Genomic DNA, 12699 nt, shown 5'->3' with positions numbered 1-12699 from the left:
ACCCTCTCGGGCCGAGATAAAACTCTACAGCATCATCCCGTGCTGCCAAAATCTGCAGGCCCAGAACCGGTGCCGGCCGAATCCAGCCAGGTTCAGTCGTCGGTCAGGGTGACCCCGATGCCGCCGACCAAGGTCGCGGAGATGTTGTACAAGACCGCGGAAAGCATCGACAAAGCGGTCAACAAAACCACATTGACCACCGCGATGATCGTCGCGAAGGAGGCCACCTGGCCCAGCGAAGCGAACTTCTTGACGTCGAATGCGCCACCCTCGGACCCCTGGATGTCATTCATCAAGGTGTTGATCTGGCCGAACAATCCGGTCAGATCGAGTACCGTCCAGAGCACGATCGCAGCCACCACGGTGATGATCCCGAGCGCCACCGACAGCAAGAACGCCATCTTCAGCACCGACCAGGGATCGACCCGGGAAACCTGCAGCCGGGCCCGGCGGACCTTGGCCTTCGGAGCGGGCTTGACCAGGGCGGGGCGGCTTTGCGAAACCGAAGAAGAGCTCGACGTCGGCCGCTGCGGTGGACGTGCCGGGGCGCTCACCCGGGCGCCCCCAGCGGGCTTGGAATTCGAGTTATTCGTGCTCAATCGGTGCCTCCTCGGTACCAGTCTCAGTCTGGCCTTCGGCCGTCTGGTCTTCAGTCAACGGTACTTCATCCTCGGACTCTTCGCTCTCCAAGCCCCGTTCGCTGTTCCGAGCGACCTCGATGATCCGGTCGTTCTTGTCCGGTTTCGCGAAGATCACGCCCATCGTGTCACGACCCTTGGCGGGCACTTCGGAGACGTTGGAACGGACTACTTTGCCGCCCTCCATGACCACCAGGACCTCGTCGTCGTCCTGCACGATCAAGGCACCGACCAAGTCGCCCCGGTCCTCCACCAGTTTGGCAACCTTGATACCCAACCCGCCTCGTCCCTGGGTACGATATTCCTCCACCGCAGTCCGCTTGGCGTACCCGCCTTCGGTGACGATGAAGACGTAGGAATCCTCGGTGACCACATCGGCGGCGAGCAATTCGTCGTCGCTGCGGAACTTCATTCCGGTGACCCCCGAGGTGGCCCGGCCCATTGGCCGCAATGCCTCGTCGGTCGCGGTGAACCGGATCGATTGCCCCTTGCGGGAAACCAGCAACAGGTCGTCGGTTTCGGAAACCAGCTGGGCGGAGACCAGTTCGTCTTCTTCGCGCAGGTTGATCGCGATCACACCGGCCGAACGGTTGGTGTCGTAGTCTTCCAGACGGGTCTTCTTCACCAAGCCGTTCTTGGTCGCGAGCACCAGGTAGGGCGATTGCTGGTAGTCCTTCAGATCCAAGACCTGGGCGATTTTTTCGTCCGGCTGGAAAGCCAGCAGATTGGCCACGTGCTGGCCCTTGGCATCACGTCCGGCTTCGATCAGTTCATACGCCTTGGCCCGGTACACCCGGCCCAAGTTGGTGAAGAACAGCAGCCAATGATGGGTCGTCGTGACGAAGAAGTGCTCGACGACGTCGTCCCCGCGCAGCTGAGCACCCTTGATGCCCTTGCCGCCGCGGTGCTGGGAGCGGTAGTTGTCGCTCCGGGTCCGCTTGACGTAACCGCCGCGGGTGATCGTGACGACCATCTCCTCTTCCGGAATCAGGTCTTCGATGCTCATGTCGCCGTCGTAGCCGAGCATGATCTGGGTCCGGCGGTCATCGCCGAACTTCTCCCCGATCTCGCGCAGCTCCTCGCTGATGATGCCGCGTTGGACGTCCTCGGAGCCGAGGATCCGGTTGTACTCGACAATCCGCGCTTCGATCTCGGCGTGTTCGTCCAAGGTCTTCTGGCGTTCCAAGGCAGCGAGCTTGCGCAACTGCATGTCCAGAATCGCATTGGCCTGCAGATCGTCGATGTCCAGGAGCTTCTTCAAGCCGGAACGGGCTTCTTCGGCCGACGGCGAGCGACGGATCAAGGCGATGACCTCGTCCAACGCGTCCAAGGCCTTGAGCAGTCCGCGCAGGATGTGCGCCCGGGCTTCGTCTTGCCGGAGCAGGTACTGGGTGCGCCGGACGATCACGTCCAACTGATGCGTCACCCAGTAACGGATGAACGAATCCACGCTCAGCGTGCGCGGCACGCCGTCCACGATCGCGAGCATGTTCGCGCTGAAGTTCTCCTGCAGCGAGGTGTGCTTGTAGAGGTTGTTCAGCACCACCTTGGCCACCGCATCGCGCTTGAGCACGATGACGAGCCGCTGCCCGGTGCGGCCGGACGTCTCGTCGCGCAGATCCGCGATGCCGGCGATCTTGCCGTCTTTGACCAATTCGGCGATCTTGATCGCGAGATTGTCCGGATTCGCCTGGTAGGGCAATTCGGTGACCACCAGGCAGGTGCGGCCCTGGATTTCTTCGACGTTGACCACGGCGCGCATGGTGATCGAGCCACGGCCGGTCCGGTACGCGTCTTCGATGCCGCGGTGGCCCAGGATCTGCGCCCCGGTGGGGAAGTCCGGTCCCTTGATCCGCTGGATCAGGGCCTCGAGCAGTTCTTCTTTGCTCGCCGTCGGATTCGCCAAGTACCACTGCGCGCCGTCGATCACTTCACGCAGGTTGTGCGGCGGAATGTTGGTGGCCATGCCGACGGCGATGCCCGAGGATCCGTTGACCAGCAGGTTCGGGAAACGGGCCGGGAGAATGGCCGGCTCCTGGTTCTTGCCGTCGTAGTTGTCCTGGAAATCGACGGTTTCCTTGTCGATGTCGCGCACCATCTCCATGGCAAGCGGAGCCATCTTGGTTTCCGTGTACCGCGGTGCTGCCGCACCGTCGTTGCCCGGGGAGCCGAAGTTGCCCTGGCCCAGGGCCAGCGGGTACCGCATGACCCAGTCCTGGATCAGACGCACCAGCGCATCATAGATCGCCATGTCGCCGTGCGGGTGGTACTGGCCCATGACTTCGCCGACCACACGGGCACATTTGTTGAACGACCGGTCCGGCCGGTAACCGCCGTCGTACATCGCGTACAGCACCCGGCGGTGCACCGGTTTGAGCCCGTCCCGGACGTCGGGCAAAGCGCGGCCCACGATCACGGCCATCGCGTAATCCAAGTAGGACCGCTGCATTTCGGCCTGCAGGTCTACCTGCTCGACCCGATCGGTGAGGATCTCGGCTTCCAATACTTCGCCGATCTCAGCGATTTCGTCGTTCTCGTCGCTCATCGTGCGGCCCCGTTCAAAATCTCGGGTTCAAAACCCTGGTCGGAAGGTGTTGTCGAAACAGCTTTAGATGTCAAGGAAGCGCACATCCTTGGCATTCTGCTGGATGAAGTTCCGGCGCGACTCGACGTCTTCGCCCATCAGGATGGAGAAGGTCTGGTCCGCCGAGGCCGCATCGTCCATGGTCACCTGCAGCAGGGTCCGGTGGTCCGGATCCATCGTGGTGTCCCACAGTTCGGTGTAGTCCATCTCGCCCAGGCCCTTGTAACGCTGGATGCCTTCTTTCGGCAACCGGTGCCCGGCGGCCTGTCCCTTGACCAGAGCGTCATCACGTTGTTTGTCGGTGAAGACGTAGTCGTGCTTGGCATTCGACCACTTGATCCGGTACAGCGGCGGTTGCGCCAAGTAGACGTAGCCGTGTTCCACCAAGGGGCGCATGTAGCGGAACAGCAAGGTGAGCAGCAAAGTCGTGATGTGCTGGCCGTCGACGTCGGCATCGGCCATCAGCACGATCTTGTGGTAGCGGGCCTTTTCGACGTCGAAGTCCTCGCCGATGCCGGCCCCGAACGCGGTGATCATGGCCTGCACTTCGGCGTTGCCGAGGGCCCGGTCGAGCCGCGCCCGTTCCACATTGAGGATCTTGCCGCGCAAGGGCAGGATCGCCTGGGTCTCCGGATTGCGGCCGCGCACCGCGGAACCGCCGGCGGAGTCGCCTTCCACAATGTAGATCTCGCTCTTCGACGGGTCTTTCGACTGGCAGTCTTTGAGCTTGCCAGGCATGCCACCGGATTCCAGCAACCCTTTGCGGCGGGTGGATTCCCGGGCTTTCCGAGCGGCCAACCGGGCCTGAGCCGCCTGGATCGACTTGCGGATCACATCGCGGGCCGCGGTCGGATTGCGCTCCAACCAGTCGCCGAGTTCGTCGGTGACCACCCGCTGCACGAAGCCCTTGGCTTCGGAGTTGCCCAGTTTCGTCTTGGTCTGGCCTTCGAATTGCGGCTCGGAGAGCTTGACCGAAATGACCGCGGTCAGACCTTCGCGGATGTCGTCGCCGGTGAGATTCTCATCTTTTTCCTTGATGATGTTCTTCTCCCGCGCATAGCGGTTGATCAACGAGGTCATCGCGGCACGGAAGCCCTCTTCGTGGGTTCCGCCTTCGTGCGTATTGATCGTGTTCGCGTAGGTGTGCACGCTCTCCGAATAAGCGGTGGTCCATTGCATCGCCAGTTCCAAGGCGATCGACCGGCCATTGAGGTCTTTGTTCTCGCTCTCGAACGCGATCACCTCAGGGTTGATCACCTCGGCCTTTTTGGACGAGTTGAGGTACTTCACGTAGTCGATCAGGCCATCGTCGTATTGGTAAACGACTTGGCGGTGCTTGGGCTCAGCGTCGGCGGACTCTTCATCCGAAGCCAACTCTTCCCCGGTCTCTTCCGGAACCCGCTCATCGGTGAGTGTGATCCGCAGGCCCTTGTTCAGGAATGCGTACTGCTGAAATCGGGCCCGCAAGGTCTCGAAATCGTACTCGGTCGACTCGAAAATGCTTCCGTCGGCGTAGAAGATCTGGGTGGTTCCCGTCTCTTCCGTCGCCTCGCCCTTGCGGAGCTCGCCAACCGGCTTGCCGCCGTCGGCGAAGGACTGGCGCCAAGCGAAGCCCTGGCGCTTGACCGTAGTCTCGACCCGGGTGGAAAGTGCGTTCACCACGGAGATGCCAACGCCGTGCAGACCACCGGAGACCGCGTACCCGCCGCCGCCGAACTTTCCGCCGGCGTGCAGGATCGTCATCACGACCTCGACCGTGGGCTTGCCCTCGGTGGGATGGATGTCCACCGGAATGCCACGGCCGTTGTCGTCTACCCGGACACCGCCGTCCGCCTGGAGCGTGATCTCGATGTGCGTGCAGTAACCAGCCAAGGCTTCATCGACGGAATTGTCGACGACCTCGGTGATCAGGTGGTGCAGGCCGCGCGGACCGGTGGAGCCGATGTACATGCCGGGCCGCTTGCGAACCGCCTCCAAGCCCTCCAAAACCGTAATGTCGCTGGCATCGTAATGCTGGTCGCCCTCGGGAGCGGTGTTCGGCCCGGATGACTTCTTCGCCTGCGGATCGGAATCCGACGGTTCCGGATTCAACGGTTCCGGCGCTTGCGGGTTATCTGAGTTGCTGGTGGACACAGGCGTGCTCGACCCCTCTATTCTTGGTTGATCAGCTCGTACCGATGCGCTCAGAGCACACGACTCACTGCACCGGTCGCAGGAGCGTCCGATTCTTCCTTCTTGACATTCTACAGGGTCGGAAGGATTTCGGGGGTGAATCCGGCTTTGAATACCCCTGAGCGGCCAAATATCCGGCTCAGGACGAATTTCCGCTCCTCTGGATGGGGACGGATACACCTGCAGGAGTTCTCAGCCCGCTAAGGGCCGTTCGGACATTTACCCGTAAGTGTCCCGCGGTCCCCGTCCCTGCACGGTGCGCCCGCCTTTGCGCCAGTTCGGCGCGGTCGGTCCCAGAACGTGGATTTTGGTCACCACGCCGGCGCCCAAATCCGCGCTGAACCGGGCCAGCAAACTGCTCGACAGCAACCTCAGCTGAGTCGCCCAACTGGTGGAATCGCAGCGTACATGCAACACCGTCCCGCTGAATGACTCCGGCCGGCAGTGCGCCGCGATGTCAGCCCCGACCAAGGAATCCCACTGCGCCATCACTGACCCCACGGCCACTGGAGCGGACCAACCGCGTTCGGCGACCATTCGCGAAACGATCCCGCCCAACCCTTGCGGATCGCGCCCGGACGGACTGTTCTTCCGGGCCGCGCGCTGGGCTGCGCTCTGCCGCTGTTTGGCCTGGCTGCTGTTCAGGGCTGCGGCACTGCGCACCCGCCGTTCGCCTCGGGACTGCGCGGCTTCCCGCATCCGGTTCAATGCCGCTTGGGCGGCATCGAGCTCAGGATCGGACGCCGGATCGCGATGCTCCGGAGCCCCGGTTTTCGGATCTTCCGGCTCAGCCATCGACGACCCCGATTGCGGAAACCCTGATCCGGGCTCCGGACAATTCCTCGGGGACGTCTTCCGCCACCGCAGCCGTGACCAGCACCTGTTCGGCAGCAGCCACGATGCCGGCCAGCCGGCTGCGCCGTGCGGCGTCCAACTCGGCGAATACATCGTCGAGGATCAAAATCGGGTCCGCTGCTTCGAGCTCCTGGTCCGCTTTGAGCACGTAGTAGGAGGCCAGCCGCAAGGACAGTGCGACCGACCAGGTTTCACCGTGCGATGCGTACCCTTTTGCCGGGGCATTGCCCAGAACCAGTTCGACCTCGTCCCGGTGCGGACCCACCAGGGTCAACCCGCGTTCCAATTCCCGCGGCCGGGCAGTGGCCAATGCGGCCAAAAACTGTTCGGTCAGTTGTTCCGCAGTGCTGTGCACCAGGGAATCGTCATCACCCGGCCCGGCCGCGCTGCCGGCTTCCTCCGGGAAGCCACTGTCCTCCTGATAGCCGCTGAGCGATGAACGGTAGTGTGCCCGCAGGACTTTCGAACCGTCGGTCAGCTCGGCATAGGAACGCGCCATTTCCGGTTTGAGCTGCTCCAACAATGCCAATCGCGCTGCCAACAGCTGCGCTCCTTGGGTGGCCAGATGATGGTCCCAGACTTCCAGCGTGGCCAGGAATTCCGGCGGCGCATCCCGGCGCAGACCACGCTGCCCGCGGGCGGATTTGAGCAAAGCATTGCGCTGTTTGAGCACCCGTTCGTAGTCGGCACGGAGCCCGGCATATTTGGGGTGCAGCGACTGCAGCAGATCATCCAGGAATCGGCGCCGGTTGCCCGGATCCCCTTTGACCAGGGCCAAGTCTTCGGGTGCGAAAAGCACGCTCCGGCACAAGCCCAGGATGTCCCGGGCGCGCACCGGGTTCGCCCGGTTGATCCGTGCCCGGTTCGCCCGGCCGGCATTGATTTCGACTTCCAGGCTCAGCTGCTGCGCTCCGCGGACCAGTTGGCCCCGGATCAGCGCCCGTTCGGCGCCGAAACGAATCAGCGGCGCGTCGTTGGAGACCCGGTGCGATCCCAAAGAACTCAAATAACCCAGTGCCTCGACCAGGTTGGTTTTGCCCAAGCCATTGGAGCCCAGGAAAACCGTGACCCCGGGCTGCAAAGACAGATCCGCTTGGCTGTAGCTCCGGAAATCAGTCAGCGAAAGCCGCTCTAGATACACACTATTTGGCCGGTTTGGTCGCGTGGCCGCCGAATTGGTTGCGCAGCGCGGAAACCATTCGCATAGCGGGTGAGTTGTCTTCACGCGAGGCGAACCGGGCATAGAGCGCGGCGGTGATCGCGGGCACCGGGACCGCGCTGGCGATTGCTTCTTCAACCGTCCAGCGGCCCTCGCCGGAATCTTCGACGTAGTCGTCGATGGCCGCCAAACCGGGATCTTCATCGAGGGCCTTGACCATCAGATCAAGCAACCAGGAGCGCACTACCGTGCCTTTTTGCCAAGCCCGGAAAGTTCCGGGAAGGTCCTTCACGATGTCCTTGGCCGCCAACAGCTCATAGCCTTCGGCATACGACTGCATCAATCCGTATTCGATCCCGTTGTGCACCATCTTGGCGTAGTGCCCGGCACCGACCCCGCCCACGTGCACGAAGCTGTCGGCGCGGTCACCCTCGGGGCGCAAAGCATCGAAAATCGGCATTGCGGTTTCGATGTCCTCATCCGAACCGCCGGCCATCAGGCCGTAGCCGTTCTCCAGTCCCCAAATTCCGCCGGAAACCCCGCAATCGAGGAATTTGATCGACTTTTCCGCCAATTCGGCGGCATGTTTCTGGTCTTCGGTGAACCGGGAGTTGCCGCCGTCGATCACCAGATCGCCGGGGCTGAGTTTTTCGCCGAGTTCCGCGATCACCGAATCGGTGATCGCTCCGGAAGGAACCATCACCCAGATGATCCGCGGAGCCTGCAGCTCGGCGACCAAGGCATCGATGGTTTCGACGTCGGTCACTTCCGGGTTGCGGTCGAAACCGGTCACCTCGATGCCGGCCTGGCGCAACCGGGCACGCATGTTGAAACCCATTTTTCCAAGACCAATGAGACCGATGTGCATCATGACCCTTTTCTTTAGAACTGTTGCTGAGCCGCCGAGGCCGATTACTGGTTGGGCAACCTGACCGGCATCACCAGGTACCGGTAGCTGTCCTGGTCGTCGCCGTCGATGTCCTGCTGTGCTGTCATCATGGCCGGTTTGGGTGCGGAGGTAAAGGAAAAACGCACGTATTTGCTCTCGAACGCGCCCAGACCTTCGCTGAGGTAGTGCGGATTGAACGCGACCGTGATTTCTTCTCCGGTCAGGGCCGCTTCCAAGGCTTCCGAAGCCTGCGCGTCCTCACCGGTACCGGCGTCGAGCCCGACCTGGCCGTCGCTGAACGCCAACCGCACCGGGGTATTCCGTTCAGCGACCAACGCGACCCGGCGTACCGCCTCGACCAGCGCCGCAGTTTCCACCGTGGCATGGATCGGCGTGTTTTCCGGGAACAGCGACCGGATCTTCGGATAGTCCCCGTCGACCAGCAAGGACGTGGTCCGCCGGCCGCCGCTTTCGAAACCGATCAGTTCGGAATCGGAGGACAGCGCGATGTTGATGTCGCCGGCGCCGCCCAAGGTCTTCGCAACTTCGCTCAGCGTTTTCGCCTTGACCAATGCCGAGGTCGAGATGCCCGGCGTCGTCGGCTTCCAGTTCACCTCGCGCATCGCCAACCGGTAACGGTCGGTAGCCAACATGGTGATCAGATCGTCTTCGATCTCGATTTTGACGCCGGCCAGGATCGGCAAAGTGTCGTCTTTGCTGGCCGCCACCGTGACCTGGGAGACCGCCCGGGCAAACGCCTCGCCGGGCACCGTCCCGCTGATTTCCGGCAGGGCCGGTAATTCGGGGTAGTCGGCTTCCGGCATGGTGGCCAGATTGAAGCGCGAATTTCGGCAGCTCAGGATGACCTTCGAGCCCTCGGTGCTGACTTCGACCGGCGCGGCCGGCAAGCTCCGGCAAATATCGGCGAGCAAGCGGCCGGAGACCAAAATCGTTCCGGGTTCGGTGACGTCTGCGGCGATTTCCAAGCGGGCGGAAATTTCGTAATCGAAGCTCGACAGGCTCAGCGTCCCCCCTTCGGCCTTGAGCAGGAGTCCGGAAAGCACCGGAACCGGTGGCCGGGGCGAAAGTGCTCGGGCTGCCCAGCCCACAGCATCGTTGAGAACATCCCGTTCGACTCGGAATTTCACAGAAGGGCGCCCCTTTTCTTCGCATCCATCGGTACCCAGCGAAGACGCCGGGAATTACATATTGCTCAACAGCTTAGCCGCTTCTGCACGGCATTCGTCCATGTGCACCGGATCCATGGGGTTTACCGAGCTTCTGGCCGCACGGCGTCCGGAAGCCGGAGCTCGGGGCGGTTCGCGGTCCGTGGTATTTGTTATCTGATGGAATCAATTTTTTGTGATTCGTAGTGTTAATAACTGCTGTGGATACTGTGGATAACTCTGCTGGGGCTTGGAATCCAGGCGAACTGCCTTGTGTACAAGATGTTGGTTCAGCACGCATTGCTCAGCTTTGCCCAGTGGACAACTTCTGTGGCTTTTAGCGGATCCACAAGCTCCCTCCGAGTTGTCACCAGAATCCGCCCGGTTGTCCACCTCGTAGTCCACAGGTTTTTCCACAGGTGTTAAAAAGTGCGTGCGGCAAGGCTTGGCCGATAGCACTCAGTTTTCGCGTTGTTGCTGCCGGATCAAGTTGGTCAGTTCGGTGACTTGATTGAAGATGGTCCGGCGCTCGGCCATTAGTTCGCGGATTTTGCGGTCCGCATGGATCACCGTGGTGTGGTCGCGTCCGCCGAGTTCCTGCCCGATTTTCGGCAACGACAGATCGGTCAATTCGCGGCAGAGGTACATCGCGATCTGCCGGGCGTTGACCAGAGTCCGGGTCCGGGATTTGGACCGCAGTTCTTCCAGACTGAGCTTGAAGTACGAAGCGGTCTGGCCCAGGATCGTGGCCGCGGTGATCTGTTGGTCGCCGTCGTCGGTGATCAGGTCCTTCAAAACTGTTTCGGCCAGCCCGACGTCGACCGGCTGTCGGTTGAGCGAAGCGAACGCGGTGACCCGGATGAGCGCGCCCTCGAGCTCACGGATATTGGTGGAGATTTTCGAGGCGATGTATTCCAACACGTCATCCGGTGCGTGCAGGCCTTCGCCGATGGCCTTTTTGCGCAGGATCGCGATTCTGGTTTCCAGTTCGGGCGGCTGGACATCGGTGAGCAGTCCCCACTCGAAGCGCGAACGCATCCGTTCCTCGAAACCGGAAAGCTGTTTGGGCGGCAGATCGGAGGTGATCACCACTTGTTTGTTGTGGTTGTGCAGCGCATTGAAGGTGTGGAAGAACTCTTCTTGGGTTGCTTCCTTGCCGGAGAGGAACTGGATGTCGTCGATCAGCAAGATGTCGACGTTCCGGTAGGTGGTCTTGAAGCTGGTGCCTTCGTCGTACCGGATCGAGTTGATGAACTCGTTCGTGAACTCCTCGGAATTCACATACCGCACCCGGATGCCGTTGTAGAGCCGGCGGGCGTAATGCCCGATCGCGTGCAGCAAGTGCGTTTTGCCCAGTCCCGAATCGCCGTAAATGAACAGCGGGTTGTACGCCTTCGCCGGCGCCTCCGCGACGGCGACCGCTGCGGCATGGGCAAAGCGGTTCGATTGGCCGATCACGAACGTGTCGAAGATGTATTTCGGATTCAAACGGCCGAACTCATTCGAAGTGCTCGGCGGAGTGGGCTGGGGCCGAGACTCCTCAGAAGGTTCCACCGGCTCGTCCAGTTCGCGTTCTTCTTCGGCCACCGGGGTCAAATCGGTGTCGATGCTGATCGCGCAGAGCACGTCTTCGCCGAAGACTTCGCGCAGGGCCAGGTCCAGGGATCCCTTGATCTGGTTCTGCAGCACCTCCCGGGTCAACTCATTGGGCACCGCCAGCAACAAGGTGGACCCGATCAGCCCCTGTGCCTGGGCCAGGGTGATGAAACCGCGTTGCCGCGGCGATACATGCTCGTCTTGCTCGAGGATTTTGACGACCTTGCGCCACGAACCGGCAATGTCGTTGTTGCTTTCAGCGTTCACTCAAATCCCCTACTTGACGTCATCGATGCCCCCGGGCCGATTCCGGCATTGTCATCCACAGAGTTATTCACAACCAGTGGATAAGAGGTCACTGAACAAGAGTAGGTGATGAAGTTGAGCAGACGGTAGCTGGATTGGCCGGTATCCCGCGGCTGTGGAAAACCTCTCAGGGGCGGGCTGCCGAGCGGCTTTCGTCCAGCAGCGGAGCAGGGGTCAGTTTGACTGGCGGGTCCGGGATGGCCTAACGTTGTGAAGTCCTTTGTGTCTGTTTTCAGGCACGCGATATTTCAGCGTCGGCCTGTTACTTCCCCAGTCGCAACAGCCTCGGCGCGCCACAAGATTTTCTTGGAGTTGACCACCGTGAGCAAGCGGACTTTTCAGCCGAATAACCGCCGTCGTGCCAAAAAGCACGGCTTCCGACTGCGCATGCGTACTCGCGCAGGCCGTGCAATCCTGGCCGCCCGCCGTACCAAGGGCCGTACCGAGCTTTCCGCTTAGACCTGCTGAGTTTCGGTAGGGATCGCGCAAGGTGTCGGTAGTGATTTCGCTTCGGCGGGAATTCAGAGCCAGCCATGTTGCCGATCGCTAACCGACTTCGCACGGCGAGCGAGTTTTCCAACACCGTCCGTTCCGGTGCCCGATCTGGGCGCCGGAACTTGGTGTTATATACACTCGTTGAGCCTGTGGAGCCGACTTCTGGGACAATAGTGCCCAGCAAGGTCGGATTCATCGTCGCCAAAACAGTGGGAACTGCTGTTACCCGCAATCGCGTCAGACGCAGATTGCGGGCCATGGCCGCTCCTACTGTTTTGCAGTACCCAAAAGGGTTGAGCATTGTCGTCCGGGCGTTGCCGCCGGCTGCCGGCTCCAGCTGGCAGGAGCTGCACGACGATTACGCGTCGGCATTCCGGGCGTCCTTTGCCAAGATTCCAAGCCCGGCACGGTCCGCAGTCGAACAAGGAGCGAATGAGTGAAGGTGGTCAGGAGCGTTTTCCGCTTCGTTTGGCGCTTGCCGCGCACCGTGCTCATTGCTGTCCTGACTGGATACCGCGCGGTGATATCACCGCTCTACGGCCAAGTTTGCCGCTATTTTCCGAGTTGCTCCGGTTACGCGCTGGAAGCGATCACCGTGCACGGGGCCGTCAAGGGAAGCTATCTCGCTGCCCGGCGGCTGATTCGCTGCCACCCCTGGTCAGCTGGCGGAATCGATCATGTGCCGGCGCACGACCACCGAGATTTTGCCCGGTTGCCGAGGGAATCCACTCCTCGGATCGTGATGTTGAATCACCCGGAACGCTACCTGAACAATGAGCTTGACCGCACCGAGTCCCTTGGTTCATCGAACCGGGCTGCCTGATGCTTCACGAGGGGAA

General features: G+C 61.5%; 11 protein-coding genes. 3 read left to right on the top strand and 8 right to left on the bottom strand.

What is annotated here, in order from left to right; genetic code table 11:
• Positions 1-92: 92 nt before the first annotated feature.
• The 8 genes from JOE69_RS10000 to dnaA form a co-directional block, all read right to left on the bottom strand.
• Positions 93-599 carry a DUF3566 domain-containing protein gene (locus tag JOE69_RS10000; RefSeq protein WP_309798311.1) on the bottom strand — a complete coding sequence of 169 codons (507 nt, stop codon included), beginning with the start codon at positions 597-599 and terminating at the stop codon, positions 93-95.
• The gene (gyrA, locus tag JOE69_RS09995; RefSeq protein ID WP_296362523.1) at positions 586-3183 is read right to left on the bottom strand and encodes a DNA gyrase subunit A; all 2598 of its coding nucleotides are present in this window, start codon (positions 3181-3183) and stop codon (positions 586-588) included. The genes JOE69_RS10000 and gyrA overlap by 14 nt, the downstream gene beginning before the upstream one ends.
• Before the next feature lie 63 nt (positions 3184-3246).
• Complete coding sequence (gene gyrB, locus JOE69_RS09990) at positions 3247-5217, bottom strand: DNA topoisomerase (ATP-hydrolyzing) subunit B (RefSeq protein ID WP_374709745.1); 1971 nt, start codon at positions 5215-5217, stop codon at positions 3247-3249.
• A 396-nt stretch (positions 5218-5613) separates the two neighbouring features.
• A complete protein-coding gene (locus JOE69_RS09985) occupies positions 5614-6189 on the bottom strand; it encodes a DciA family protein (RefSeq protein ID WP_309798307.1) in 576 nt (191 codons plus the stop codon).
• Complete coding sequence (gene recF / locus JOE69_RS09980) at positions 6182-7390, bottom strand: DNA replication/repair protein RecF (RefSeq protein WP_309798305.1); 1209 nt, start codon at positions 7388-7390, stop codon at positions 6182-6184. The genes JOE69_RS09985 and recF overlap by 8 nt, the downstream gene beginning before the upstream one ends.
• A 1-nt stretch (position 7391) precedes the next feature.
• A complete protein-coding gene (gene gnd / locus JOE69_RS09975) occupies positions 7392-8276 on the bottom strand; it encodes a phosphogluconate dehydrogenase (NAD(+)-dependent, decarboxylating) (protein WP_309801252.1) in 885 nt (294 codons plus the stop codon).
• Between the two features lie 44 nt (positions 8277-8320).
• On the bottom strand, positions 8321-9445 hold the full coding sequence (dnaN, locus tag JOE69_RS09970) for a DNA polymerase III subunit beta (protein ID WP_309798303.1): 1125 nt from the start codon (positions 9443-9445) through the stop codon (positions 8321-8323).
• 477 nt (positions 9446-9922) lie between these two features.
• A complete protein-coding gene (gene dnaA, locus JOE69_RS09965) occupies positions 9923-11326 on the bottom strand; it encodes a chromosomal replication initiator protein DnaA (protein ID WP_296362531.1) in 1404 nt (467 codons plus the stop codon).
• Positions 11327-11686: 360 nt separating this feature from the next.
• Here dnaA and rpmH point away from each other — a divergent pair, with 360 nt between their 5' ends.
• From rpmH to yidD, 3 genes are all read left to right on the top strand, one after another.
• Positions 11687-11824, top strand: coding sequence for a 50S ribosomal protein L34 (gene rpmH, locus JOE69_RS09960; RefSeq protein WP_102158631.1), 138 nt, complete (start codon positions 11687-11689; stop codon positions 11822-11824).
• Between the two features lie 74 nt (positions 11825-11898).
• Positions 11899-12300 (top strand): ribonuclease P protein component, encoded by a 402-nt coding sequence (gene rnpA / locus JOE69_RS09955; RefSeq protein WP_296362532.1) that lies wholly within the window; start codon positions 11899-11901, stop codon positions 12298-12300.
• A complete protein-coding gene (gene yidD / locus JOE69_RS09950; protein WP_309798299.1) occupies positions 12297-12683 on the top strand; it encodes a membrane protein insertion efficiency factor YidD in 387 nt (128 codons plus the stop codon). The genes rnpA and yidD overlap by 4 nt, the downstream gene beginning before the upstream one ends.
• Positions 12684-12699 lie beyond the last annotated feature (16 nt).

Origin of the sequence: Arthrobacter russicus, from assembly GCF_031454135.1 — a bacterium.
Classification (GTDB): domain Bacteria; phylum Actinomycetota; class Actinomycetes; order Actinomycetales; family Micrococcaceae; genus Renibacterium; species Renibacterium russicum.
The sequence above is the reverse complement of the archived record's forward strand: the minus strand, read 5'-3'. Positions and strand labels throughout refer to the sequence as shown.

Bases quoted from the DNA above. Each gene is read 5' to 3' on its own strand.
- gyrA (WP_296362523.1), bottom strand. From the start codon at position 3,183: ATGAGCGACGAGAACGACGAAATCGCTGAGATCGGCGAAGTATTGGAA.
- JOE69_RS09985 (WP_309798307.1), bottom strand. From the start codon at position 6,189: ATGGCTGAGCCGGAAGATCCGAAAACCGGGGCTCCGGAGCATCGCGAT.
- gnd (WP_309801252.1), bottom strand. From the start codon at position 8,276: ATGCACATCGGTCTCATTGGTCTTGGAAAAATGGGTTTCAACATGCGT.
- rnpA (WP_296362532.1), top strand. From the start codon at position 11,899: ATGTTGCCGATCGCTAACCGACTTCGCACGGCGAGCGAGTTTTCCAAC.